The organism is Salicibibacter halophilus (genome assembly GCF_006740705.1).
GTDB classification, from domain to species: domain Bacteria; phylum Bacillota; class Bacilli; order Bacillales; family Marinococcaceae; genus Salicibibacter; species Salicibibacter halophilus.
Window position 1 is genome coordinate 3,175,333 of record NZ_CP035485.1, and the last position, 25,038, is coordinate 3,200,370.

At 46.3% G+C, this 25,038-nt stretch carries 24 protein-coding genes, 1 tRNA gene and 1 pseudogene; 21 read left to right on the forward strand and 5 right to left on the reverse strand.

What is annotated here, in order from left to right; all coding sequences use genetic code 11:
• The first annotated feature begins 14 nt into the window (after window positions 1-14).
• The 5 genes from EPH95_RS15400 (at window position 15) to EPH95_RS15420 (ending at window position 3,721) form a co-directional block, all read left to right on the forward strand.
• The gene (locus EPH95_RS15400; protein ID WP_160141809.1) at window positions 15-920 is read left to right on the forward strand and encodes a helix-turn-helix domain-containing protein; all 906 of its coding nucleotides are present in this window, start codon (window positions 15-17) and stop codon (window positions 918-920) included.
• A gap of 102 nt (window positions 921-1,022) precedes the next feature.
• Window positions 1,023-1,667: a futalosine hydrolase gene (locus tag EPH95_RS15405; RefSeq protein ID WP_142090912.1), complete on the forward strand. Its 645-nt coding sequence runs from the start codon at window positions 1,023-1,025 to the stop codon at window positions 1,665-1,667.
• Window positions 1,664-2,506, forward strand: coding sequence for a 1,4-dihydroxy-6-naphtoate synthase (locus EPH95_RS15410; protein ID WP_142090913.1), 843 nt, complete (start codon window positions 1,664-1,666; stop codon window positions 2,504-2,506). The genes EPH95_RS15405 and EPH95_RS15410 overlap by 4 nt, the downstream gene beginning before the upstream one ends.
• 40 nt (window positions 2,507-2,546) lie before the next feature.
• Window positions 2,547-3,395 (forward strand): sulfurtransferase, encoded by an 849-nt coding sequence (locus EPH95_RS15415; RefSeq protein ID WP_142090914.1) that lies wholly within the window; start codon window positions 2,547-2,549, stop codon window positions 3,393-3,395.
• Entirely contained in the window at window positions 3,392-3,721 is a 330-nt protein-coding gene (locus tag EPH95_RS15420) for an SCP2 sterol-binding domain-containing protein (RefSeq protein WP_142090915.1), read from the forward strand. The genes EPH95_RS15415 and EPH95_RS15420 overlap by 4 nt, the downstream gene beginning before the upstream one ends.
• 36 nt (window positions 3,722-3,757) lie before the next feature.
• Here EPH95_RS15420 and EPH95_RS15425 read toward each other — a convergent pair whose 3' ends face one another.
• Both EPH95_RS15425 and murB read right to left on the reverse strand, forming a co-directional pair.
• Window positions 3,758-4,171 (reverse strand): CBS domain-containing protein, encoded by a 414-nt coding sequence (locus tag EPH95_RS15425; RefSeq protein WP_142090916.1) that lies wholly within the window; start codon window positions 4,169-4,171, stop codon window positions 3,758-3,760.
• A 217-nt stretch (window positions 4,172-4,388) separates the two neighbouring features.
• Window positions 4,389-5,300, reverse strand: a complete 912-nt coding sequence (murB, locus tag EPH95_RS15430; RefSeq protein WP_142090917.1) for a UDP-N-acetylmuramate dehydrogenase — start codon at window positions 5,298-5,300, stop codon at window positions 4,389-4,391.
• Between the two features lie 287 nt (window positions 5,301-5,587).
• Here murB and EPH95_RS15435 point away from each other — a divergent pair, with 287 nt between their 5' ends.
• Window positions 5,588-6,742 carry an NAD(P)/FAD-dependent oxidoreductase gene (locus EPH95_RS15435; RefSeq protein ID WP_142090918.1) on the forward strand — a complete coding sequence of 385 codons (1,155 nt, stop codon included), beginning with the start codon at window positions 5,588-5,590 and terminating at the stop codon, window positions 6,740-6,742.
• 36 nt (window positions 6,743-6,778) lie between these two features.
• A tRNA-Arg gene (locus tag EPH95_RS15440) sits at window positions 6,779-6,853 on the forward strand.
• Window positions 6,854-7,035: 182 nt separating this feature from the next.
• On the opposite strand, the gene EPH95_RS15445 is transcribed toward EPH95_RS15440, so the two are convergent.
• Window positions 7,036-7,725: an adenine nucleotide alpha hydrolase family protein gene (locus tag EPH95_RS15445; RefSeq protein WP_142090919.1), complete on the reverse strand. Its 690-nt coding sequence runs from the start codon at window positions 7,723-7,725 to the stop codon at window positions 7,036-7,038.
• A 533-nt stretch (window positions 7,726-8,258) separates the two neighbouring features.
• Between EPH95_RS15445 and EPH95_RS15450 the strand changes: the two genes are divergently transcribed.
• The 13 genes and pseudogenes from EPH95_RS15450 to EPH95_RS15515 all read left to right on the forward strand — a co-directional run bounded on the left by EPH95_RS15450 (window position 8,259) and on the right by EPH95_RS15515 (window position 20,620).
• A complete protein-coding gene (locus EPH95_RS15450; RefSeq protein ID WP_142090920.1) occupies window positions 8,259-10,664 on the forward strand; it encodes a Na+/H+ antiporter subunit A in 2,406 nt (801 codons plus the stop codon).
• Window positions 10,651-11,073: a Na(+)/H(+) antiporter subunit B gene (locus tag EPH95_RS15455; RefSeq protein WP_142090921.1), complete on the forward strand. Its 423-nt coding sequence runs from the start codon at window positions 10,651-10,653 to the stop codon at window positions 11,071-11,073. The genes EPH95_RS15450 and EPH95_RS15455 overlap by 14 nt, the downstream gene beginning before the upstream one ends.
• A 2-nt stretch (window positions 11,074-11,075) precedes the next feature.
• The gene (locus EPH95_RS15460) at window positions 11,076-11,414 is read left to right on the forward strand and encodes a Na(+)/H(+) antiporter subunit C (protein WP_142090922.1); all 339 of its coding nucleotides are present in this window, start codon (window positions 11,076-11,078) and stop codon (window positions 11,412-11,414) included.
• Window positions 11,404-12,885 (forward strand): Na+/H+ antiporter subunit D, encoded by a 1,482-nt coding sequence (locus EPH95_RS15465; protein ID WP_319592788.1) that lies wholly within the window; start codon window positions 11,404-11,406, stop codon window positions 12,883-12,885. The genes EPH95_RS15460 and EPH95_RS15465 overlap by 11 nt, the downstream gene beginning before the upstream one ends.
• A gap of 18 nt (window positions 12,886-12,903) precedes the next feature.
• A complete protein-coding gene (locus EPH95_RS15470; RefSeq protein WP_142090923.1) occupies window positions 12,904-13,380 on the forward strand; it encodes a Na+/H+ antiporter subunit E in 477 nt (158 codons plus the stop codon).
• Window positions 13,380-13,664: a Na(+)/H(+) antiporter subunit F1 gene (locus tag EPH95_RS15475; protein WP_142090924.1), complete on the forward strand. Its 285-nt coding sequence runs from the start codon at window positions 13,380-13,382 to the stop codon at window positions 13,662-13,664. Before EPH95_RS15470 ends, EPH95_RS15475 begins: the two co-directional genes overlap by 1 nt.
• Window positions 13,642-14,064, forward strand: a complete 423-nt coding sequence (locus EPH95_RS15480; RefSeq protein ID WP_142090925.1) for a Na+/H+ antiporter subunit G — start codon at window positions 13,642-13,644, stop codon at window positions 14,062-14,064. Before EPH95_RS15475 ends, EPH95_RS15480 begins: the two co-directional genes overlap by 23 nt.
• Window positions 14,065-14,096: 32 nt before the next feature.
• Window positions 14,097-14,789 (forward strand): FadR/GntR family transcriptional regulator, encoded by a 693-nt coding sequence (locus tag EPH95_RS15485; RefSeq protein WP_142090926.1) that lies wholly within the window; start codon window positions 14,097-14,099, stop codon window positions 14,787-14,789.
• A 73-nt stretch (window positions 14,790-14,862) separates the two neighbouring features.
• Window positions 14,863-15,591, forward strand: coding sequence for a (Fe-S)-binding protein (locus EPH95_RS15490; RefSeq protein ID WP_142090927.1), 729 nt, complete (start codon window positions 14,863-14,865; stop codon window positions 15,589-15,591).
• A gap of 2 nt (window positions 15,592-15,593) precedes the next feature.
• Window positions 15,594-17,024 (forward strand): LutB/LldF family L-lactate oxidation iron-sulfur protein, encoded by a 1,431-nt coding sequence (locus EPH95_RS15495; RefSeq protein WP_142090928.1) that lies wholly within the window; start codon window positions 15,594-15,596, stop codon window positions 17,022-17,024.
• Entirely contained in the window at window positions 17,017-17,736 is a 720-nt protein-coding gene (locus EPH95_RS15500) for a LutC/YkgG family protein (protein WP_142090929.1), read from the forward strand. Before EPH95_RS15495 ends, EPH95_RS15500 begins: the two co-directional genes overlap by 8 nt.
• Window positions 17,737-17,894: 158 nt before the next feature.
• Window positions 17,895-19,066: pseudogene (locus EPH95_RS15510) on the forward strand (IS3 family transposase).
• A gap of 648 nt (window positions 19,067-19,714) precedes the next feature.
• Complete coding sequence (locus EPH95_RS15515) at window positions 19,715-20,620, forward strand: NERD domain-containing protein (RefSeq protein ID WP_160141810.1); 906 nt, start codon at window positions 19,715-19,717, stop codon at window positions 20,618-20,620.
• A 23-nt stretch (window positions 20,621-20,643) separates the two neighbouring features.
• Here EPH95_RS15515 and EPH95_RS15520 read toward each other — a convergent pair whose 3' ends face one another.
• Window positions 20,644-21,858, reverse strand: a complete 1,215-nt coding sequence (locus tag EPH95_RS15520; RefSeq protein WP_142090931.1) for a CynX/NimT family MFS transporter — start codon at window positions 21,856-21,858, stop codon at window positions 20,644-20,646.
• Window positions 21,859-22,345: 487 nt separating this feature from the next.
• Here EPH95_RS15520 and EPH95_RS15525 point away from each other — a divergent pair, with 487 nt between their 5' ends.
• Entirely contained in the window at window positions 22,346-23,560 is a 1,215-nt protein-coding gene (locus tag EPH95_RS15525) for a YhgE/Pip domain-containing protein (protein WP_160141811.1), read from the forward strand.
• Window positions 23,561-23,700: 140 nt separating this feature from the next.
• Here EPH95_RS15525 and EPH95_RS19300 read toward each other — a convergent pair whose 3' ends face one another.
• Complete coding sequence (locus EPH95_RS19300) at window positions 23,701-24,990, reverse strand: transposase (protein ID WP_227003941.1); 1,290 nt, start codon at window positions 24,988-24,990, stop codon at window positions 23,701-23,703.
• Window positions 24,991-25,038 lie beyond the last annotated feature (48 nt).

The window sequence follows — 25,038 nt, forward strand, 5'->3', positions numbered from 1 at the left end:
AAAGGAGAATGCCTATGTTTTTAACGTCTTTAGGTAATGAAATTGAGCGATTAAGAACAAGGAAGGGGATCACACAGAATCAATTGGCGAAGGGGATTTGCAGCCAATCTACAATTAGTATCATAGAGAAAGGCCAGGCAGCGCCCGGTACGGATATCCTTCATTATCTTTCATTAAAATTGGGGAAGCCAATTAGCTATTTTATTAACATTATGAGGCATGATAATCCAACTTATATTGAAGATACCATTCAGTATATTGAAGTGTTGAATAAGAACCACGACTATCAAGAATTATTCACGCTCACAAAAGGGATGGTAAGAGAGCCTGTTAAGGATTTATGGTTCATGGTTCTTATACGCTCCCAATACTACTATTCCGCTTTTATGTTGGAAAAGATAAGTGGAGAGGCGTGTAACAAACATCTCATCCAATTGCTAAAAGAAAATAAGGATCACGCGGAATTACGTCAGGATTATTTAGACATCCGTATTACAAATACCATTGCACTTGTCTATTCTTACATAAAAAAATATGAAACGAGCAATCGATACTATACGAAAGCGTTATTGTTAATTGAAGAAATCAACAGTACGCATCATGAAAACCAACATTTATCCGTATTAACGATAAAAATTCTATTTAATCAAGCAAAAACCTATTACGATCAAGGACTTGTGCCTGATGCGCTAGAAACGGTCGAGGAAGCGATAAGAAAAAGCATCATGCATGAAAATATGTCTTATATAGGACATTTGTTTGTTTATAAAGGGCTCTGTTATGAAAGGATGGCTGAACCCAAGGCGTCGATTCAGGCCATTTATAAAGAGGCATTCTATTTTTTAGAACTTTTAAATAGGAGATTTCACGCAGAAACGCTTTTAAAAGAAAAAAGTGAATTTATCCATGAGGGGGATTAGTTCGGCAAAAACAAAACAGTTTTTCTCTACTTTTCTTTCTGAAAATGTTATAACTATAGTAGGAGTTATTCATAAAAAGCCCCAAATGAAAGGAGCGATTCAATGGCGAAAATACTTATCATGACCGCCGTCGAAGCAGAGAAAGAAGCTGTTGAACGTGGGATAGGCGAGGTGGAGAATATTAATGTGGAAATCGCCGGCGTTGGCCCGGCACAAGCTGCCGCTCGGACCGCTTTTGCTTTAACTAGCGACAATTACGATATGGTTATGAGCATAGGAATCGGAGGCGGTTTTAAAAACAGGGCGGAGATCGGAGACATAATGATCAGTGAGCGTCTTGTCGCCGGGGATTTAGGAGCAGAATCAAAGGGAAGCTTTCTCCCCATCGATGAGCTCGGATTTGGATCGAACGAGATAGTTGCTGATGCAACTTCCGCTGAACAAATGGCGAAAAAATTAACCGAAAAGGGCGAAAAGGTCCGAACTGGAGCTGTGTTGACACTTTCTACCGTAACGGGTACAGAGGAAACCGCGACGATGCTCGTGCAAAGATTTACAGATGCCTGCGCAGAAGCAATGGAAGGATTTGGCGTCGCTTCGGCAGCGGCGGAAAAAGATCTCCCCGTCTTGGAGGTCCGTTCGATTTCCAACCTTATAGGACCGAGAGAGAAAGAAAACTGGAACATCAAAGAAGCGCTTGCTACCCTTGAAAAAGCAGGTTTGGCAATAAAGGAGCTATTCACATGAAGATCGCTTATTCCCCATGTCCGAACGATACATTTGTTTTTCATGCCCTGACCCATGGGTTGATTGAAGGGGCGCCATCTTTTGGGGTTACCTATGCGGATATCGATGTAACGAACCATTTGGCGATAAACGGGGATCCTGATAAACACGACGTATTGAAAATCTCGTTCGCGGCTCTTCCGTGGGTGTTGGAAGATTACACGCTCTTATCCTGCGGTGGCGCGCTTGGGCGGGGCTGTGGCCCACTTGTTTTAACCGCGAATGATGAAAATAACCCGAATGATCTAGAAGGCAAGCGGGTGGCAGTCCCGAGCGAACGGTCCACTGCCTATTTGCTGTTTCGGCTTTGGACGGCTCAACAGGTGGAGGGCAATATCGGCGACGTCGTTGTAATGCCTTTCCATGAGATTATGCCGGCTGTACAAAACGGGGACGTTGATGCGGGTCTTGTTATCCACGAAGCGCGTTTTACGTACCAAAACTATGGGTTGAATAAACTTGTCGACCTTGGCGATTGGTGGGAAAAAGATACAGGTTACGCGATTCCGTTAGGTGCAATCATTGCCCGGCGTTCCGTGGATCGGGAAGCGCTCACCGGATGGATCAAGCAATCCGTTGACTACGCTTGGGAACGCCCGGAAGCTTCAAAGGAATATGTTCGGTTCCATGCACAAGAGATGGACGAAGAAGTTGCCCAAAATCATATTGATCTATATGTCAATGGATTTACGAAAGAACTTGGTGAAGAAGGCTACGGCGCTGTTGAAGCATTTTTGGGACGGGCAGCCAAAGAAGGGCTCGTGCCCGGCCATCAATTGCAGCGATTGCGTGATCGGTAACAGGCGAGGCTGAAAGATCGTCAAACAAGGAGGAGATCTTGTGGACGTCGATTACTTTGTCACAAAAGAATGGCTTTATGATCATCTGAATGACCCTAATGTCGTGGTTGCAGACTGTCGCTATGATCTTCAGGACCCGGATGCAGGCTGGGAGGCTTATCGGAATGGCCATATCCCGGGGGCTGTCTTTTTTGATTTGAAAAAAGACCTCTCAGGTCCCGCCGCTGTCCATGGCGGCAGGCATCCGTTGCCCTCGGTGGATGATCTTACGGCAACGTTGAATGCTGCCGGGGTCGACCATCACAAGCATGTCGTCGTCTATGACGACCAGCATGGTTCGATGGCGGGGCGGCTATGGTGGTTGCTGCGATATGTTGGCCATCCGACTGTTTCGTTGCTTGATGAAAACTATGCTAAATGGCAGGCTCAAGGGTATCCGACGAGCACGGAAGTTCCTGTTCCGCGACCGACCCATTTCGAACCAAAGCTACAACCCGATATGCGCGTCGATATAGACGATGTGAAAGCGTTAAAAGAAAAAGAAAACGTCGTCGTTCTTGATGCTCGGGCACCGGAACGTTACCGCGGAGAACAGGAGCTGATAGACAAAAAAGCCGGGCATATTCCGGGCGCAGAAAATTGGTTTTGGAAGGAAAATATAGGCAGCGATGGAAAGTGGAAATCAACGGAAGGCCTTGCCGAACGTTTTCGTTCTCTGCAACAAAAAGATGCCGTCGTCGTTTATTGTGGTTCCGGGGTGTCCGCAAACGCGAACATTATCGCTTTAAAACAAGCGGGCATTGAAAATGTGAAATTGTATCCAGGAAGTTGGAGTGATTGGGCTTCGTACGATCAAAATCCTATTTCAAAAGGAGAAGAAACGCCATGAATATAGGAGAAAAACTCGATGAATTTGCCGCGAAAATCAATGCAAGCCCTGAATACATTGAAGGTTTTACAAGGTGTTATCATGTCAAATTGAAACCGGAAGGCCATTATGAACTGATGTTTTCCGACGGACAAGTGGGCGTCCATCATGAACCCCAGTCGGCGGAAGCCGATTGTACATTGAAATTGAGTGAAAAAAATTTCGTCAAGCTTCTCGAAGGGGACTGGGACCCTACGAAAGCATTTATGACGGGGCAGCTAAAAGTAGAGGGGAAAATGGGGAACGCGCTAAAGCTGCATCAAATTGTAAAAACATACAGCCAATAAGCAAAGCCCCCCCTCCGGAAGTGGGAGGGGGCTCTTTTATTCCTCATGTCCAAATATTAACGAAGAGCAATGTTTAATAATGTCGCGGCGCCTTACAATTCCGATAAAATATTCCGCGTCATCCGTGACGGGAATGAAGTTTTGATCCGCTGACAGGGCGACGAGATCTTCCATCTGTGCGTGAATGAAAATTGGTATGTTTTGCACGCGCAGCGTAATGTCTTTAAGTCTAAGGTTCATCGTCTTGTCGAACCCCTCTTCTTTATTGTCCACGAGTTGCCAAAGGAGGTCCCCTTCGGTGACCGTGCCGGCATACCTTCCCTCTTCATTAACGAGCGGGGCTGCCGTGTAACTGTGATGGCGCATTTTTTCAAGTGCTTGTCGAACCGTTGCTTCCGGGCTTAAATATTTTACTTCTTGTTTTGGCAATAGAAAAAATCCGATGTTCAATCGTTAATTCCCCCTTATCGTTATCAAAAGCTTGGCTCATGCTTGGGAACAGGCACCCGTAAAACCCCCGCTTTACCACACGGGAGTGCTCAGGAATCCGGTCCCTTAGCCGCAATTCAGAGGAAAAAGTCTCCCCTGATGAAAGACTCACCTTATTATAAGCAACGGCCAAGCTTTCTTGCAATCATGTTTTTGGGCGTCCCTTCACTCTGTTTTTTTAATCTTCGCCTATAATTTTGACTTCCGTATGCAAGTGGACGCCGAATTTTTTCTTCACAGTGCGTTGGATATGGTTAATTAAAGATAAATAATCTGTCGCTGTCGCCCCGTCGACGTTAACGATGAAACCTGCGTGCTTGCCGGAAACTTCGGCGCCGCCAATGCGTGCTTTTTGCAGACCGCTGTCTTGAATCAACTTGCCGGCGAAGTGATTGGGCGGGCGTTTAAAGACGCTACCGCACGAAGGAAACTCCAGCGGTTGCTTGGATTCCCGTAAATAGGTCAATTCATCCATCATTGCTTTAATGGCATGATACTTTCCCGGTTCCAAAGCGAAAACAGCTTCCAAAACAATGAAATCTTTTTTTGAAATAATGCTGCTGCGGTAAGAAAGTTCCAATTCTTCATTTTTAAGGGTAATGATCTCCCCATCTTTTGTTAACAGCGTTGCATTTACTAACACGTGCGAAACTTCTCCACCATACGCCCCTGCGTTCATAACGAGCGCCCCGCCTACGGAACCGGGAATGCCGCAAGCGAATTCGATCCCTGTCAATGTTTGGTTAAGGGCTGTTCTTGAAACATCAATGATCGCAGCGCCGCTTTGCGCAGTAATGGTGTTCCCTTGTACGGTTATTTTGTTTAACCGGTTAAAGTGAAGGACGATTCCTCTGATCCCCCCATCTCGTATAATCAGGTTGGACCCATTACCGAGCATTGTCAGCGGAACACCAGTTTCATAGGCAATGGCGGTTACCGCACTTGCTTCTTCATACGTATTCGGCAATACGAGGTAATCTGCCTTGCCTCCGGTTTTCGTGTGTGTATACTTGTCGAGCGACTCATTTCGGCGAATTCGGTCACTCGGCAACGAAAGTTTTAACGTTTCATATAATTTATCATCACTCATGTTTGTTCACCCTTTGTGTTCAATCCATACAAACCTTACTTTTCCATCATAGCAAGGCTATCGCTTTTTTGCATTATTAGAACGTATAAACTGACTTTATAAAGTGAAGATTTTCTAAAAAAATAACGTAGCGTTCCCTAAAATAATTTATGTTCCAGGTGCACATGAAGTGAGTAAGGCAGATGCATTTATGATCATTTTCGCCTAATTTGAGCGATTTCAGTCTCATTTGACAAGAACGTTATGGTAAAATAAAAAAGAAGTGTGTCGAATGGAGCGTGAAAAAGATGAAAGTCATCGTTGTCGGTGGAGGGATTGTAGGCATGAGCGCGGCCTATCATTTGTCCCGGGAAGAAGGAGTAGACGTAACATTAATCGATCAAAAACACGAAGGGCAAGCGACCGCGGCTGGCGCAGGCATTGTATGCCCCTGGATTTCCGAACGAAAAGATAATAAGGCCTGGTATGAACTGGCACGTGGCGGTGCGCATTATTATGAGACGCTCGTGGAGCAGTTAAAAGAAGATGGGGAAGATCAATGGGGTTTTAAGCGCGTTGGCGCCCTTGCCGTCAGCGAGGATGAAACGGAGCTTGATGACATAGAAAAAAGCGCGCGTGACGCGACACGAACTTCACCGGAAGCAGGGGAGATCACGCGTTTAACCAACGAAGCAGCAAAGGATCTTTTTCCACCATTGAGTGATTATTTTGGTGCCGTTCATCTTTCGGGTGCCGCGCGTATTGATGGCAGACAGCTGAGAGGTGCCCTCAAGCGTGCTGCGATCAACCATCAGGCGGGTATCTATCAAGGAGAAGCACGCCTAGTAAAAGAAGGCGGCCAAGTGAACGGTGTTTACATCGAAGGAACGTTTCACCCGGCTGACCACGTCATCGTAGCCGCGGGTGCCTGGGCACCGGAACTGCTTTCTTCGATCGGGGTGACGCTTCCAATTGAACCTCAGCGTGGACAGATTGTACATTTGCAAATGCCTGAAACGGATACATCCGAGTGGCCGATGATTCTTCCGAGAACGAGCTATTACATGCTGGCATTTGACGATTCCCGGATTGTTGCAGGTGCTTCTCGGGAAAATGGGACTGGTTTCGATTATCGGCAAACCGCCGGAGGCGTTCAAGAGGTGTTGGAAAGTGCTCTGTCTGTTGCTCCGGGATTGGCACAAAGTACGTTGTATGAAACGCGTGTCGGTTTCCGTCCCGTCGTACCGGATAACCTTCCCCTTATTGGCCGTGTGGAAGCCCCGAAAGGGTTGAGCATTGTCAATGGCCTTGGCCCTTCAGGGTTAACGATGGGTCCATATACGGGAAAACTAATTAGCGATCTCACGCTCGGAAAGGATATGGGAATTGATTTATCCTCCTATGATCCGCAACGGTTTGACAAGGGAAATTCGTTATTCGTGACAGCCGAACACAATTTTTGATAAAATAGATCATGCGGGTGCGATCACGAATAACCTGCCCTAGTAGCTCAGAGGAAGAGCAACAGCCTCCTAAGCTGTAGGCCACAGGTTCGAATCCTGTCTAGGGCGCCAACTACAAAAGCAGATAAGGGCTTTTGAACGAAAATAAAGCGGTCGAAGTGGCATAAGGTACATAACGTCCATAAACCAAAAACGGCAATAACAATAGCCATCCCGCTGCTTAACGCTTAGGCGGAATGGCTATGAAATGCGATGGATGAGCATACGATGGACGATATCACTTTTATTGAAGATTAAGATTTGGATGTCTCGGATTTTTGTGGCGGCGGAGGCATATGTTCTTGCACATAATCATCCGTTACGTGGACATCGCACATTTTATTTCCGTTAATGAACGTAAAGACACCATTGTTGAAATCAGTGCCGATTTCTTTATAAAAAATACCCGAGTATGAGCAGGAATGCGTATGATTAAAGGTCAGGCGGTATTTATCGTCATCGGTTCTGACGAGATAGGCGTGCACTCCTGTTTCGAAATGCTCTTCTTTATAATTTTTCAATCCCCGGGTTACGGCAATGATGTGCAAGTCAACAAAGGGAAGTTCTTTAAGCAATGCATTGATAAGCGACCCTTTCGTTAGCTCCTGCCAACGGTTTCTGGCAGTTTGCCCGAGAATGACTTGTGTTGCTTGCTTTTCCTTGGCCACTTGTGCAATAACTCTGGAGATCGGTAGTTTGTTATTTGTTTTTATGATAAACTCCGTCGCGTTATATTCTCCGGCCAGTGACTCCCAAAACTCCAGGTAATGGTTTTTGTCGTGGTCAAGGTCATCTACGTCCTCTTCATTCACCGTTAATATATAAAAAGGACAATTGAGTTTTTTGGCGATTTTGGCGCCTCTTTTGATCAGTTTTTCACCATTTGGACCGTAGTAAACGCAGGTTAGAATGCATTCGTCTGTTTGCGCTTGGTTTTGATCCATATGCCTTCACCTCTTACAACAAAATAGGAAGTATGCTGCATTGTTATTATAATGCCAACAAACAGGATACTCCTGTTTGTTTTATGCTGTCAATGTCATTTTCGTTCTTTCTTGAAAACTTTTTAGGCGTGCGTCATAGCAGGGATGCAAAGGGGACAACAACTTGGGCATCTTCCTATAAAAATGTCCGTTTTAGTTTACCCGTAGCTGGCTATTTTTTATGTGCAGAACCAACTAGCACGTGTCAAAAATGTTACAATTCGGACTTGCTGTGTGCAAATGTAAAATGATTCAATTAGAATAGAGTGGCAGTTTTCTGCTCATGAAGCACCGATTAATATTTGCGGAAAATTCAAAACGGCACTCCCTCCTTAAAAAATAGTTGAAAAAATGATCTGCTTAAAAGGATAATACGCCTTTTTTTTGCCCTTTTCAAGGGCAAAAACAACTTTCATGTTTGAGGGTATTTCGTGCCGTCATTTGGGGAGAATAAAACCTGTCCCAATGTAATGTACATAAGGGGTTGATACACTTTGTCGTGGTTGCATATTTTTATTTTGTTACCTTTGGTATTTGCCATTATTGTTCCATTTTTGTATAAAAAAATCCCAAAGGTACATACCGGCTGGTTCGTGTTATTCGTTCCACTCTCGATTTTCGTTTATTTACTTACTTTCCTGCCTATGATCGCGGGCGGGGAAACTGCGATGTATATATTGCCGTGGATCCCCGGTTTTAATATTGACATCAGTTTTTACGTCGATGGGTTAGGGCTCGTTTTCGGTTTGATCATCTCGGGGATCGGAACGCTTGTCGTTCTTTATTCCATTTATTATTTGTCCAAAGGGCGCGAAGCACTTCATAATTTTTACGTTTATCTCATGATGTTCATGACGGCTATGCTTGGGGTCGTTTTTTCGGACAACCTCATTGTCCTTTATCTTTTCTGGGAACTGACGAGCATTTCCTCTTTTTTATTGATTGCTTATTGGTACGCGCGGCGCCAATCGCGTTACGGCGCACAAAAGGCAATGCTTATTACGATCTTTGGCGGCTTTGCCATGCTGGCGGCGGTTATCATGCTTGGCATTATGGGAGATACGTTTAGCATTCGTGAATTGATTGCCCAGGGTGGCCAACTCGTTCAACACCCTTTGTTTATGCCGGCAATGATTCTAATATTAATCGGTGCGTTTACAAAGTCGGCGCAATTTCCATTCCATATCTGGCTGCCGGATGCGATGGAAGCACCAACGCCGATCAGCGCTTATTTGCACTCGGCGACGATGGTAAAAGCCGGCATCTATCTTGTTGCCCGTTTCACCCCGTTTTTCGGTGGCACAATGGAATGGTTCTGGATCGTGACGGGCATCGGCCTTCTTACGCTTTTCTGGGGTTCACTGTTGGCAGTGAAGCAGAGGGACTTAAAAGCATTATTAGCTTTTTCCACGGTCAGCCAACTCGGACTTATTATGTCCCTTTTGGGAATGGGTTCAGCGGCCCTTTATTACGGAGAGGGCGAACTGGCCCACCTACATTCCATGGCGGTGCTTGCCGCTGTTTTCCATCTGGTCAACCATGCTACCTTTAAAGGCAGTCTGTTCATGGTTGTCGGCATTGTCGACCATGAAACGGGGACGCGTGATCTCCGCAAACTCGGTGGGCTCATGTCGATCATGCCAATCTCGTTTACGATCGCGTTGATCGGAAGTTTATCAATGGCAGGTTTGCCTCCGTTTAACGGCTTTCTCAGTAAAGAGCTATTCTTTACGGGTACGTTAAATGCAGCCGATCTGGATATTTTCAGAATGGAGACGTACGGCTTTTTAATTCCGGTCATTGCCTGGGTCGCCAGTGTGTTTACGTTCATTTATAGCATCATCCTTGTCTTTAAAACGTTTTTCGGCAACTATCAACCGGAACGATTGGAAAAAGAAGCCCACGAAGCGCCGTGGGGGATGCTAGTCCCGCCGGCGATCTTGGCGCTGCTCGTCGTCGTGATCTTTTTTGTTCCGAACGTACTTGGCGAATATGTTTTGGAACCGATGATGGCGTCGATCTTGCCGACGTTGGCCGGACAATTTGATTTTCATATTGAAGCGTGGCATGGGTTTGTGCCGGAGCTGTTTATGACGATCGCCCTCGTTGTTATCGGGATAATTTTATATTTGACGTTAAGAAAATGGATTGGGTTGTACAATAATGTGCCTAGAGCATTGACGATTACCAACGCATACAATTCGGGGCTCAAAGGAATGGAGAGTATCTCAAGAAAAATCACGGATGCGCACATGACTGGGTTTAGCCGTGCTTATCTTCGTTATATTTTCTTGATCTTTGTTTTGATCGTCGGTGCTCATCTTTTCTTGTTGGATGGTTTTTCCCTTGAGACGGCTAATGTAGCAAATATCAATATGTTTGAAATCATTCTTTCCCTTGCGCTCGTAGGCTCCGCGGCGATGGTTGTGATAACGAGATCACGCTTGACGGCGGTAATCAGTGTAGGGGTCCTCGGCTACATTGTAGCGTTATTCTTCGTTGTGTTACGGGCGCCGGATTTGGCGCTCACACAGCTTGCAATTGAAACCGTCACAGTCGCTTTATTTTTGGTGTGTTTTTACCATCTGCCCAGTTTACGGAAAAAAGAAGATGGGGACGGCGTCAATGGTCTCAACCTTGTCATCGCGAGCTTGGTCGGGATGACCGTAACGGCAGTTTCATTATCGGCAAACGGCCATCGTTTGTTTCCGGCGATTTCGGATTACTACTTGGATGCTTATGAACTTGCCGGGGCGGCAAACATGGTGAATGCGATTTTGGCAGATTTTCGCGCCCTGGACACGTTGCTCGAGATTTTCGTGCTCTGTATCGCGGGGTTGGGGGTTTACGCCCTCGTCAAAGTAAGGCTGGCAAGGAGGGAAAAGAATGAAGATCAATGATGTGATCTTACAAACCGTCACCAGTATTTCAGCGTTTATCATTCTTGCGTTTGGCGCATATCTTTTCTTTGCCGGTCACCATGACCCAGGTGGCGGATTTATCGGTGGACTCGTTATTGCCTCGGCACTTGTGCTTTTGTATTTAGCGTTTGACATGGAAACTGTTCAACAAGGCATCCGTGTTGATTACAAAATACTGACGGGCATAGGCGTCGGCCTTTCCACGTTAACGGGAGTCGGGGCCATGGTTTTGGGGTATCCATTCCTCAGCCATACGTATGAATATGTTGATTTCCCCTTTTTCGGGGAAATTGAACTGGCGACATCGGTCTTGTTTGAAGTAGGTGTGTCGCTTGCCGTTGTCGGGGCTACCATGACCATCATTCTGAGTATCAGTGAGGATGTATAGATATGGAAATTCTAATGTCGGTTCTTGCCGGTATTCTGTTTACAGCCGGTACGTATCTTGTCTTGGCGAAAAGTTTATTGCGCATTGTGCTCGGCACGGCCATTTTAGGCCACGGCGCTTTGCTTTTGTTGCTCACGATGGGCGGAATTAAAACCGGCGCGCCACCGCTGCTGGGATTGGAAAGCACGGCGTATACCGATCCTCTGCCGCAAGCATTGATATTAACCGCCATCGTTATTAATTTTGGGACGCTTGGAGTTTTTCTTGTAATTGCGTATCGTTCTTATCAAGAGTTGGGAACCGATGATATGGAGGAACTAAGGGGCACTGATGATGAATAATTTAGTTATATTACCTTTGCTCATCCCGTTGTTAACGGGTGTGCTACTTATCTTTTTTCGAAAACAAATAAAGGTACAACGCTATGTGACAACTCTATCTTTATTGTTATTGATGGCCGCTACGGTTGTGCTGACCCATCAAGTGTCGGTGGAGGGTACGCAGACGTTAAATTTGGGCGGATGGGAGCCGCCTTTTGGCATTGTCCTTGTAGCTGATATGTTCGCGTTGTTGCTTATATTGGCGACGGTAATCGTTACCTTTTGTTGTGTGCTTTATGGCTATCGAACGATCGGAGAAGAAAGAGAAAAGCATTATCTCTACCCATTTATTCATTTTATGATTGTCGGTATCATGGGCTCATTCTTAACCGGCGACCTTTTTAACCTATTCGTATTTTTTGAAGTCATGTTGCTCTCTTCTTACATACTCATTTCCCTCGGGGGAGAGAAGGGGCAGTTACGGGAATCCTTAAAGTATGTGCTCATCAATATCGTTTCCTCCATGCTCTTTCTTGTGGCGATCGGCTACCTTTATGCGATTACCGGTACCCTGAATTTCGCTGATTTGTCGGTGAAAATTGCGGAAACGGGACAAGATGGGTTGATTACGACGGTGGCAATCTTTCTTTTGCTCGTGTTTGCGATCAAGGCAGCACTACTCATGTATTTTTGGCTCCCGGGCGCTTATAGTGCGCCGCCGATGGCTATTTCCGCCATGTTCGCGGCGTTGTTGACGAAGGTCGGCATGTATGCCATTTTCCGGACGTTTACGCTTATTTTTTATCACGAAGCCGCGATCACTCATGAATTGATTGGCTGGCTAGGGGTCGCGACGATGATTCTCGGTGGCATCGGGGCGGTGGCATACTGGGATCTCCGACGTATTTTAGCCTATAATGTCATTATCGCCGTTGGATTTATCATGATCGGTCTTGCCGTGTTTACGGAAGTTGCACTGGCCGGTTCCATTTATTATCTTATCCACGACATGATCGTGAAAGCATTGTTGTTTTTACTCGGCGGGATAATGATTGGGTTGACCGGTACCAATCAGTTACGCGAGATGAGCGGTATGATTCGCAACCACGCGCTGTTGGGCTGGATGTTTTTCCTTGCTGCTTTTGCATTGGCAGGTGTGCCGCCGCTCAGTGGGTTTATCGGCAAACTGTTGACATTGCATGGAGCGATCGACGAAGGCTTTTACGTAATGGCAGCGGTCGGTTTGATTACAAGTCTTATGGTGCTTTATTCGGTCATGAAAATATTTATGAACGGATTTTGGGGAGAAAATCAACTGTCTGTCGAAGATGAGAAAATGTCCACAAAAGGATTGTTGTTTCCATGCGCGATATTGGCGGTCCTGAGTGTCGGTCTCGGGGTTGGTGTTGAATGGGTAAATGTGTACGTGTTACAGGCAGCGGAGGTTTTGAACAATCCTCAACTTTATATCGATGCTGTGCTGCAAAATTGATCGAAATGGGGGAAACCAATGCCTTTTCAAATACTGATCAACTTAATCATTGCCTTCTTATGGGTAACATTACAAGATGACTGGAGTCTCCCTACGTTTACGTTAGGGTATATACTGGGGCTCGCGATATTGTTTTTGATGCGGCGTTTTTTCAATGAAAAGTTTTATTTATCCAGAGTCTGGGCGATTATCGTGTTGATGGCTATATTCATGTGGGAGTTAATCATGTCCACCATTGTCGTCATTGGGCAAATCCTTCGTCCTAAATTAAATATTACGCCTGGCATCTTCAAGTTGGAAACAGAGTTGGAAAGCAACTGGGAAATTACGACACTTGCCTTGCTTTTTATGCTCACCCCAGGTTCGGTCGTTGTAGAAGTTTCCCCCGACAAGAATACGTTTTACATGCACGTGATGGATATTCCCGTTTCCAGAGATATGGTTATCTCCTCACACGCGCGATTTGAAAAAGCGATTATGGAGGTGACGCGCTAATGTTTGACACTGTGCTTCTTTTCATGCTTCTTTTGTTGGCGATCGCGATATTGGGAGGGTTATACCGAGCGATTAAGGGGCCTTCAATGGCCGATCGTGTGCTTGCCCTTGACCTTATCAGCATCATGATGATCGCGCTTATCGGGATTGTTTCCCTCTACTTTGAGACAGATGCTTTCTTGGAAGCGATATTATTGCTCGGTATTCTGGCATTCATTGGAGCAGTCGCGTTGGCGAAGTATATCGAGAGGGGGGTTATCATTGAACGCAAACGTGATGATTGAAGTGATCGTTGCCATTTTATTAATCGTTGGCGTTGTCATGATTCTCATTAGTGCCTTTGGACTTGTTCGCCTCCCCGACGTGTATACACGCTCGCATGGCGCGACGAAAAGCGCAACACTAGGTGTCTTATGTACGTTAGCCGGGGTTTTCATACACTTTGGATTGATCGAAGGTTTTTTTAGCGTTCGTTTGATCTTGGGAATTGTGTTTGTGTTTTTGACCGCTCCGGTTGTCGGGCATGTCTGCTGCCGCGCGGCTTATCGCTCCGGGGTGCCGCTCTATGAGGAAAGTGTGCAAGATGATCTGGAAGAAGTATTAGGCGATGCTGAAGAACGGAGCCGGAGAAGAGAAGCGTCCGTGAATTTTAAGCGATCGAAGAAGGGAAATGTTTCCGAGTGAAGGACGTTGATTCCGAATATATGGAGAGGTTCATGAATTATAAACAAATTCATTCCAAAAAAATATACGAAAAAGTCGCTGACGAAATAAAAGGGCGGATTGATAACGGAGCGTTGCAACCGGGTGATCGGCTGGACTCCGTGGAAAGGCTGGCACACCAGTTTGATGTCGGCCGTTCTGCTGTTCGTGAAGCATTGAGCGCACTGAAAGCCATTGGGCTCGTCGACATTAGGCACGGGGAAGGCACATTCATCAAAGCTATGAATCGCTTAACCATCAACCCGGAAGAAATTCGTGAACTTTTGGAAGTGAGAAAAATTTTAGAGGTAGGTGCTGCGGGGAGCGCCGCTCGTCGTTGCCCAAAGAAACAACTGCCAATAATTGAAAAGGCTCTGCATCAGATGGCCGTTCCGCTTAGAGACGAGAAGCTCGGTGAAGAAGCCGATTGGCAATTTCACCTCGCGATCGCGCACGCCACGCAAAATAACATGCTTACCGATCTCTTGGAAAACATTGCGCAAAAAACGAAGCAGACGATGCTGGAGACGAGAAGAATTTGGCTTTTTTCCGAAAAAGTCAGAGCAGAACGTCTTTATGAGCAACACGTTTGTATTTATGAAGCGATAAAAGTGGGTGATGCCACACTCGCGCAACAACGGATGCGTGAACATTTGGAAAGCGTGGAGAACGTCTTGTTTTGGGAGGAGACTGAAAAAGGCTATTGATCTATGAAATCGCTTTCGTATATACTAAGAGAACAGGTCATCTGATGACTATGGAATGGAAGGGGGGCTTTTTTTGAACGTATCCCTGTTTATTACATGTTTAGGCGATATGTTTTATCCAAATGCCGGCAAAGCAACGGTTGAACTATTGGAAAAGTTAGGTTGCACCGTGGATTTTCCGGAGCAACAGACTTGCTGTGGGCAACCTGCCTTTAACAGCGGTTATCACAAAGAGGCCCGCAAAGTCGCGAAACAATCGATCGATGCTTTTAAAGATTCAGACTACGTTGTGGTACCTTCTGGCTCCTGTGCCGCCATGTTGCATGAATACAGCCACCTATTGGAAGGAGAACCTGAGTGGCAAGCAGAAGCAGAAGCGTTGCGTGCAAAAAGTTACGAATTGACACATTTTCTCGTCGATGTTCTTCAGATTGAAAACACGGGGGCTAAACTCCATGCAAAAGCGACGTACCATACGTCTTGCCACATGATGCGATTGTTGCAAGTATCCGAGGCGCCAAAAACCTTGCTCGGTAACGTCGATGGTTTGGAAATGATTGATTTGCCGCGCAACTATGATTGTTGCGGTTTTGGCGGCACGTTCGCCGTTAAGATGTCGGATATTTCAAAAGAAATGGTGGATGAAAAAGTAGCCTGCATTCATGACACGGAAGCGGATATACTTATCGGCGCCGACGCCGGTTGTCTCATGAATATTGGCGGGCGAATGGATCGCGAAAAGCGTCCCGTCAAAGTCATGCATATTGCAGAAGTCCTTAATGATACGGAAGGGAGGGGATAACCATGCCATTGCGAGTGGGGGAAAAAGACTTTACCCATCGTGTGAACGACGGACTTGCCGATGCTTTTATGCGCGGGACGGTTCGCTCGGCACAAGAACAATTGCGAACGAGAAAACAAGCATCGTCGGAAGCGCTTGGCGATTGGGAAGCATGGCGTACCCTGGGGGAAGAAATTCGTACCCATACGTTGGATCATCTTGACTATTATCTGGAACAGTTAAGCGACAAAGTAGCGGAACGTGGCGGCCATGTTTATTTTGCCAAGACGGCTGAAGAAGGCAATGCCTATGTGCGGGAAGTGGCACGTGAAAAAGAAGCGAAAAAAATTGTAAAGTCGAAATCGATGGTGACGGAGGAAATGTCCTTAAATGCTGCGTTGGAAAGCGATGGTTTAAAGGTTGTGGAAACGGACCTGGGGGAATATATTTTGCAAGTTGATGACCAGGACCCCCCTTCTCATATTGTCGCGCCATCCTTGCATAAAAACCGTTCTCAAATCAAAGAGGTTTTTAAGGAGAAAAAAGGGTATCAAAATAGTGATGATACCGATGACATCACCGCTTTTGTCCGCGAGGAACTGCGCGGGGACTTTTTGGATGCGGACATCGGGATTACGGGCTGCAATTTTGCCGTTGCCGAATCCGGGTCGATTTCTCTTGTAACGAACGAAGGCAACGCCGACTTGGTCACAGCATTGCCAAAAACACAAATCACCGTTATGAGCATGGAACGAATTGTTCCCACTTGGGAGGAACTCGATGTTATGGTGAGTCTCCTTTGCCGATCCGCTGTGGGGCAGAAGCTAACCTCTTACATTACCGGTTTGACAGGGCCGAAAGGAGAAGATGAGACCGATGGCCCGGAAGATTTTCATCTCGTGATCGTTGATAACGGGCGTTCGGACATCCTCGGCACACAATTTCAATCAGCCTTGCATTGTATTCGTTGCGCTGCTTGCGTGAACGTATGCCCGGTCTATCGCCACGTTGGCGGCCACGCGTACGGCTCCATTTATAACGGGCCGATCGGAGCAGTGTTGACTCCCTTGCTGGATGGCTACGAGGATAATAAAGAGTTGCCATATGCTTCTTCCCTTTGTGCGGCTTGTACGGAGGCGTGCCCTGTAAAAATCCCTTTGCATGAACATTTGATTGCCCATCGGCAGATCATCACCGAAAAAGAAAACCTCGGACCGATGCCGGAAAAATGGGCGATGAAAATGTTTGGCACCGGCACGACCAATCCGAAGCTGTATCGACTGGCATCTAAACAGGCCCATCGTGTCATGCGGCCGTGGACCAAAGGTTCACGTATTTCCAATGGACCCGGTCCACTGAAAGCATGGACGGAGTTTCGTGATTTTCCTGCACCGGCGAAGGAACGTTTTCGCGACTGGTTTGCAAAACGAAGGAGGTCGTCGTCTGATGAGTAGAGGAACGATCCGGGGACGAGAAGAATTTTTAAATCAAATCGCTGAGAAAAAAGAACAACCGCGCAGCGAACACGTGGAACGCCCCGAATGGAAGGTGCAGCCCCAATGGGATATTTTTGCAAACGAGACGACTGATCAGTTAGTGGGTCGCTTCAAAGAGCAATGTAAAAACATTCATACGAATGTCATCGAAACAACGAGCGGAGGACTTCGGGAAGCGGTCGCGGAAACGATCGGGGCTTATCAAGCAGAATCTGCAATCATGTGGGACGATGAAAGGCTGATGACGGCAGGGCTCGACGAAGCATTTCGCGAACAAATGCAAGATCTCGGTGTGGAAGTGCATGTTTGGAATGCTGATGACGGCAATGAAAACATTCGGCGGGCGGAACGTGCCGGGGTCGGGATCACCTATAGCGATATGACTTTAGCGGAATCAGGCACGGTCGTATGCTTAAGCTCGCCGCAGAAAGGAAGGGTCGTCAGTACCCTTCCGGAAAATTATATCGCTGTCATCCCCCGCAGTACGATTGTGCCCCGTTTAACCCAAGCCACCCGCCACATCCATGAACGGGTGCAAAACGGCGAGGAAATCCCGTCCGGCATTCATTTTATCTCGGGACCATCCAATAGCGCCGACATTGAAATGAGCCTGGTCGTCGGAGTGCACGGGCCGATGAGAGCGACTTATATTATTTTGGAAGATATGTGATTAGAAAGCTGCTGTCGAGCGGTACGAAACGGATAGGTTGACCCTCAAAAGGTGACCGAACCATCTCGAAAGGTACAATAAAGGAAGAGTGGAAGTAGAATAAAAGTTGGACACACAAAATTGGTGCATTGTTAAAATGGATCTAAAGGAGTGTGCCTATTTTGCAACATCATGATATAGAATTTAAACGGTATGCGGTGAAACTTATCGTTCATGAGGGTAAAAAAAGAGCAGATGTCGCGAGAGAGCATGGAATCTCCGCTAGCACGCTGGAAAATTGGGTGAGAAATTATCGTGAGGATAAGGGGGACTCCCTTTTCGGAAGCGGTTATCTCACGCCAGCGGAAGAGCAACATCAACGGGACGTGAAAAGAATTGAGGAATTGGAAGAAGAAGTGGCGATTCTAAAAAAGGCAGCGGCCTTCTTCGCCAAAAACCAGGAGTGATCTACCACTTCATCGAGGAACACCGACAAGAGTTTCGTGTGGCGAAGATGTGCGAGGTTTTAGGTGTTTCCAGAGGCGGCTATTACGAATGGCGCAACCGCCCGCAATGCCCGCAAAAACAGCGAAAAGAAACCATCGTTGAGGCCATCGAGCAAATCTTTATCCAATTCCGGAAAACGTTTGGGAGTCCGCGGATAACGAGGGAACTGCATAAACACGGCTTTACAGTCACTCAGAAAACGGTGTCGAATTATATGCGAGAATATGATCTTCGCCCAAAGACCGCCATGAAGAAAGGGAAAAAGACAACCGATTCCAATCATGATCACCCGGTGTATCCCAACCTGCTTCAACGGGATTTTCATACAGATCATCCCAACGAGGCTTGGGTGGCGGATATCACCTATATCTGGACCCGGGAAGGCTGGCTTTACCTGGCATCGGTGATGGACTTATTTTCTCGTAAGATCATTGGCTGGAATATCAGTCACCGTCTCACGAAAGAACTGGCCATAACTGCCTTACATCGGGCGATGCGCCTTCAACCTCCGCAAGAGGGACTCATCCACCACTCAGACCGGGGGAGCCAATATGCCTCCCATGCCTATCAGGCTATTCTCCAGGAACACGGCATGCTCACAAGTATGAGCCGGAAAGGCGATTGTTATGACAATGCGTGCATCGAGTCTTTTCACGCTACCATTGAAAAAGATCTGCTGGCCCATGAAACCTACGATACACGGGAGGAGGCTAAGATGAGCGTTTGGGAGTACATTGCCTGCTTTTACAACGAAGAACGTACCCATTCCACCATTGGCTATATGTCGCCTAACCAATTCGACCGGCAGTATAGACAAGCTCAAAGAGGCGACATGACGGTGTAACGAAAAAACGCTGATAGCAAATATGATCGTTATGCTGGGAGCCGTGAAGTTTACCTTTGACAGCTGTGCCCGATGCCCCGATTCACCGGTTGGGGATGGGGCCCCTCCGCCGAATCGGGAGCATCGATCGGTTCGTGGTACACTGACGGATGCGGCTGATGCGCCCATGAGCTTTTTTCTCCCAGCCGCCATCAGATGCACACCACGAACCGAAGCAGCTGTCAAAGGCGGCGGATTCAGAAATAGCAACTTGAAACTTGAGGACTAAAAAGGCACCAATTTTCTGTGCTCGTATTATTGACATAACTCCAAGAGTTGTCCCCAAAAGGCGGCCGTGCCACCCCGAGAGGTACAAAAAAGTAAAAATTGACCCTCAAAAGGTGATCGCCCCCCTGAAAGAGGTACAACAAATAAGGAATTGTACCTTAAAGATATAATGGACCAGCTGAGAGGTACGAAAATGGAAGAATTTATCTCTCGAAGGGCGGTCGAGCTACCTCGGGGACTGAAAGCCTGTTGTGATTCTTCAATGGAGGCGTTGTTATTGTCAACATTGCTGCGATCCAAAAAATAGTAGTACAAAATCGTGTGAAGATCTACTTCCAGGACTTTTTTATGCTATATTTTCAAAAAGAAAGGAAGTGGGCAATGGAAAAGATAAAAGAACGTGAACCATCAGCGGAATTAAAAATTTTGCGATTATTAAATCCGCGAATGAATCTTCAGGACTATCAGCATTATTTGAACCTAGAAAAAGGTTTTGCCGGCGAGTTGCAACTGGATATTTGGCTGGAAGGACTTACAAATGATTGTCTTGTCGTCAATGATTTGTTACTCGAGCATAAGGGAAAGGCGTTTCAAATTGATTCGTTCGTAGTTTTCCAAAGTATAATCTATGTTTTCGACTCCAAATATCATGAAGGCGACTTTTATCTAGATACCAATAAATGGAAAACGCTTGCCGGGAAAGAAATAAACAGCCCTCAGCCGCAAATGGAGCGAGCCGAATCCCTCCTGAGACAATTGCTTCAACAACGCCTTAACATCGACATTCCGATCGAATCCCTCCTAGTTTTTACTCACCCTGAATTTTACTTGTACAATGCCCCTCCGACACTGCCTGCCATTTTTTATAACCAGCTCCATCGCTTTATGAAAAAAATGAACAGCATGGCGTCGAAACTCAATCGAAGTCATGAAAGCCTTGCTGAACAGTTAATTGCTCAGCATTTGAATAAGTTTCCCCATACCCGTTTACCCGAATATGACTATGAACAATTGAAAAAAGGTGTTGTTTGCGGTAAATGTACATCCTTTATGGTTGAAGGGGGACGAGTATGGGTGTGTGGAGAATGCGGCTACAAAGAAAATGCCCAAACTGCGATCATCCGTAGCGTAGAGGAATTTCAGCTCCTTTTTCCGGACCGAAAAATTACCAGCGCCACAATTCGTGAATGGTGCGCGGTGAATGGTGACCGTAAAAAAATCACAAGGACACTTTCCAATTATTTCAAACGCATGGGAAAAGGACCGGCTTCATATTATATTGATTGATGCCATTTTCCGCGTTCTCGAGACTAAGAACGTTCCCTGTCCACCGGCCGTTTTGCAAACAAATAAGTATCCTTGGATGCGTTCCATCCGGCAATGGCAAGCATAATGCTTAAGAATGTAAGGATAATGATCGGCAATCCCCACGTATTTGTGTAATCATAAAGAAACCCGAGCAAAATCGGTCCTGAGGCGGCCAATAAATATCCGAATGATTGCGCCATTCCCGATAACTGGGAGGCTTGCTGCGCAGATGTGGTTCTTAAGTTGAATAAAATAAAAGAAAGACTAATGCTGGCACCTTGGGCAATTCCGATAAAAAAGATGAACAAAAAGTGTAGCGGCACTGAATGTCCGATTGCATATAAACCTATGAAACCGGCTAAGTAAAAAAAGATGATAAATAAAACAATCACCCGTTGATTTTGCAAGCGGGTGGCGAGAATTGGGGTTAAAAAATTGGTTGGAAGTCCGCAAAGTTGCATAAAGCTAAGCAGCCAACCGGCGGTAACCGCATTGATCCCATTTGCTTGCACCATCTCGGGAAGCCAGGTGATTAAACTGTAAAACAGAGTGGACTGCACCCCCATGAAGACGGTAATTTGCCAGGCGAGGGGAGAGCGCCATAACTTTTGCTCCGCCCCTGTATGCTTCTCCGCCATTTCGGGTTTTTGCGCTTGGCGAAGCTGGGGCACCCAAACGCCCATTGCGGCAATGACGACAATCGCCCAAGAGGCAAGCGCACCTTCCCAATCCAAGCCGAGATGAACGGCTAGCGGAATGCTGATTCCGGAACCGATGGTCGCAAACAGGCTCATGGATGTCATGTAAATGCTCGTCATCAGCCCTGTATGTTTTTCAAATTTTAATTTTACAAAACCTGGAAGCAACACGTTGCAGACCGCAATACCGATTCCAATGATGGCTGTTCCCATAAACAACGTTGTCGAGTAACCGGCAGACCTTAAAAGGATGCCAATCAGTAACGTAAATAACCCTGCAAATATCGCCCACTCGATCCCCCATTTTCGCGCGAGCCTTGGGGCAGCGATGGAAAGAACGGCGAACGCGAGTAATGGGAGGGTGGTAATTACCCCAGCCTCGCTGTTTGTTAACTGCAAGTCCTCTCGCAGAATCCCAATGAGCGGGCCAACGCTTGTAATCGCGGGACGTAAATTAAACGCGACAAAGATAATCGCGAGAATGATCCATATCATCGGGCTCGATAGACGCTGTTTCATGATGAATGGCTCCTTTTGATGATGAAAAAATGACAGTATTAACCTATTGTATCATGAAAAAAAGATGCCCGGACGAGGGCATCTTTAACTTTTCCCCGGGAATATTCATGAGCATCTCTAGTATTTGTGATAAAAGGACCCCTATATTTTACGTATACCTCCCTTCCAAAACAGAATCAAAACCCGACATTTAACGTAATAGGATTCGTGTCTTGATCCTATTAAAATGAAAGTTAATCGCCTACATTTTGGTTTTTGGTACGAATACGTATTCGTATTTCAAAAGGATAAGCTCTAAAGTGAATGTAAAACTAGACAGTAGGCGCAACCCAAAGGGATAATATATAAATTTTTAGCGCTGGAACTTCAATGAGGAAGGAGGGTAGGGGATCCTTCATATTTTTATTAGCGAAACGGATTTCGATAAAAATACAGAGAAATAATGAAATATGAATGCAAAGGGGTGAAATATGTGGGCTTTTTTCAAATGTTGTCAGCTGAGTTTTCGAAAATTTTCAGTAACAAACCACTGATTATTTCTACCATTGCTGTATTGCTGTTTCCGGTAATGTACAGTGTAGCACTGCTTTCCAGTACGATGGAACCGACAGACAATATAGATAACCTGCCCGTAGCTGTTGTCAACATGGACGAGGGAGCTTCTATGGGAGAGGATGAAATTCAAGCCGGTGACGACCTTGTAAACGAATTGCAAGAGGAGCAAGTGCTCGATTTCCAATTCGTTGATCAGGCAGAAGCAAATGAAGGTTTGGAAAACGGTGACTATTACATGACAGTCGAAATTCCTTCCGATTTTTCAAGCAGAGCAACAACTGTGATGGACGAAAACCCTGAACAGACTGAATTGATATACACGCAAAATGAAGGATTAAGCCACATGGCATCTCAGGTTACTGATGCCGCCATCACAGAAATTATGGAAGGGCTTTCAGAGCAAATCACGGCTACTTACGTAACACAAATGTTTGACCAGCTTGGCGATGTTTCGGACGGCTTCACGGAAGCGGCGGATGGTTCCGGTGAAATTAACGATGGAACGGAAGACTTAATCGCCGGAACTTCAGAGATGCTTGGCTCTCTTGTAGGTGAGTCCGATGAAATTGCCCGGCTGTCAGACGGTGCCGATGAATTAAATCAGGGTACCGGGACATTGCTAAGCTCTTTGGAAGAGCAAAGCCCAGACATTTCCGAGTTATCCGGCGGAGCCAATGAATTGGAAGACGGTACCGAAGAACTGCTGGGTAGTTTAACAGGAGAGAGCTCCGACATTTCCGAATTGTCAAGCGGAGCCAATGAATTGGAGGACGGCACCGAGGAACTGCTGGGTAGTTTAACAGGAGAAAGCTCCGACATTTCCGAACTGTCAAGCGGAGCCAATGAATTGGAAAACGGCACCGAGGAACTGTTGGGTAGTTTAACAGAGGAAAGCTCCGACATTTCCGAATTGTCAAGCGGAGCCAATGAATTGGAGGACGGCACCGAGGAACTGCTGGGTAGTTTAACAGAGGAAAGCTCCGACATTTCCGAACTGTCAAGCGGAGCCAATGAATTGGAAGACGGCACCGAGGAACTGCTGGGTAGTTTAACAGAGGAAAGCGCTGACATTTCCGAATTGTCAAGCGGGGCCAATGAATTGCAAAAATCTCGGTTCCAATTTCCAATTTTAAAAGCGCCGGTGTGAACAAAGAATATGCGGCATCGTTCTACATTTCTGTGGAATAGGTATGTCTATTTGCCCATAAAGAGCTGTTGGATGGTCAAATTTCGCCATCCTTTGCTATTCTCTGATACATTCAGACAAACGAACGGTGGACAACGCGTTTATTCTAACAGCGCATAAAGGGGAACATCCTCCCTGACCGCATCGATTCTGAACTCTTCGATAAGAAAAGACAGGGTCATCCCCTTGTTCCAAAAATCTTTCACCCTGCGGAAAGTATAGAGTTGAAATAAGTTAAACGCGATCATGATGAACATGACCATGGCTTCGATGGCGCGTGGATGGTGCATAAAGCAGTGGTGTATATGCCACTTGGTTTTGAGTTCCCGAAAGCCGTTATTTTCAATATCCCATCTTTCGTGAATCATTTCCCAAACGTCTTTGGTCGGCACATGTTTACCGAGCGTGGTCACCACCCAAACCTCTTTGATGGTCTCGACGCGTTCGACGGTCTTGCCTTGATACATGTTTTGCGTGATCGTCTCGCGGAATCTCAGAAAGCGGACGGGCTCGGGAACGCCTCCCATTTCAAATCCTTCTTCATCCCATGCTTCGACATGGATATGCTTTTGTTTTCTCTTCGTTTGCTTGCCCTTTGGCTCCGGGTCCTCGTGGGTCCATTGAGCGTCAGAGTCACGCTTTTGAAAAAGCCCCAGCGCATCTTTGACGAGATTCAAACGTTTGTTTTTGACGCGAACGATCGCATCCATGCCAATGGCGCGTACGTCATTGATAAAAGGGGCATTGGCATACAGGGCATCACCCACGATCACATCGGCAAAATGATGATGTTGCTCATAAAGGTTTCGGATGAGTCGTTTCCCGCCTGTGAGTTCGCCCTCATCGTCATCTTTCTCATCCCTGGGATGTAAGTGGTCGATTCCAAGGATCACGTGAGGATCAGAGCCGATCGTCATGCAAGCGACGCCTTGATGGTAATAATGGGTTTCGCCATCAATGACACGGGTTAAGCATGCGTCACATTCTTTCACCTTGCTTTCAAACAGTTCAAATCCATCCAGAGCAACGACCACTCGTCCCTTCATCGTTCCCTGTTGGAAAACTTTGTTTCGCTTTGCCTTGCGAATCGTATCGTCATGCATCGCCTGTAAAGGCTCCAAATCATACTGACTTAAAGACTCACGCACGGCATCAACACGGGGCAAGCGAACGCCAGGGAAAAGCTTTTTGAATCGCCCAAATTTCACCCATTGGTCCAACACATTCAAGCTCGGCATGCGCCACAGACAACCCAGCATAAGGATAGAGCATATCGTCGATGCTAGAATGTCCGGATCTTTTCTTCCGTCCTTTGCCCTCTTGATTTTTTCGCCGATTCCATATACCTTAGACACATAGGTGAGTAGTTTTTGCAAAGTAGGTCTACCCACCGTTAACACCTCCTTTTTTGTCCTTAGGAGGTGTTTCTTCATTTTTCG

Coding starts and splice junctions, on each gene's coding strand:
- EPH95_RS15470 (WP_142090923.1), top strand. CDS start 12,904: ATGCCTTTTCAAATACTGATCAACTTAATCATTGCCTTCTTATGGGTA.
- EPH95_RS15465 (WP_319592788.1), top strand. CDS start 11,404: ATGATGAATAATTTAGTTATATTACCTTTGCTCATCCCGTTGTTAACG.
- EPH95_RS15400 (WP_160141809.1), top strand. CDS start 15: ATGTTTTTAACGTCTTTAGGTAATGAAATTGAGCGATTAAGAACAAGG.
- EPH95_RS15475 (WP_142090924.1), top strand. CDS start 13,380: ATGTTTGACACTGTGCTTCTTTTCATGCTTCTTTTGTTGGCGATCGCG.
- EPH95_RS15435 (WP_142090918.1), top strand. CDS start 5,588: ATGAAAGTCATCGTTGTCGGTGGAGGGATTGTAGGCATGAGCGCGGCC.
- EPH95_RS15460 (WP_142090922.1), top strand. CDS start 11,076: ATGGAAATTCTAATGTCGGTTCTTGCCGGTATTCTGTTTACAGCCGGT.
- EPH95_RS15515 (WP_160141810.1), top strand. CDS start 19,715: ATGGAAAAGATAAAAGAACGTGAACCATCAGCGGAATTAAAAATTTTG.
- murB (WP_142090917.1), bottom strand. CDS start 5,300: ATGAGTGATGATAAATTATATGAAACGTTAAAACTTTCGTTGCCGAGT.
- EPH95_RS15445 (WP_142090919.1), bottom strand. CDS start 7,725: ATGGATCAAAACCAAGCGCAAACAGACGAATGCATTCTAACCTGCGTT.
- EPH95_RS15420 (WP_142090915.1), top strand. CDS start 3,392: ATGAATATAGGAGAAAAACTCGATGAATTTGCCGCGAAAATCAATGCA.
- EPH95_RS15405 (WP_142090912.1), top strand. CDS start 1,023: ATGGCGAAAATACTTATCATGACCGCCGTCGAAGCAGAGAAAGAAGCT.
- EPH95_RS15495 (WP_142090928.1), top strand. CDS start 15,594: ATGCCATTGCGAGTGGGGGAAAAAGACTTTACCCATCGTGTGAACGAC.
- EPH95_RS15525 (WP_160141811.1), top strand. CDS start 22,346: ATGTTGTCAGCTGAGTTTTCGAAAATTTTCAGTAACAAACCACTGATT.
- EPH95_RS15410 (WP_142090913.1), top strand. CDS start 1,664: ATGAAGATCGCTTATTCCCCATGTCCGAACGATACATTTGTTTTTCAT.
- EPH95_RS15485 (WP_142090926.1), top strand. CDS start 14,097: ATGAATTATAAACAAATTCATTCCAAAAAAATATACGAAAAAGTCGCT.
- EPH95_RS15520 (WP_142090931.1), bottom strand. CDS start 21,858: ATGAAACAGCGTCTATCGAGCCCGATGATATGGATCATTCTCGCGATT.
- EPH95_RS15455 (WP_142090921.1), top strand. CDS start 10,651: ATGAAGATCAATGATGTGATCTTACAAACCGTCACCAGTATTTCAGCG.
- EPH95_RS15500 (WP_142090929.1), top strand. CDS start 17,017: ATGAGTAGAGGAACGATCCGGGGACGAGAAGAATTTTTAAATCAAATC.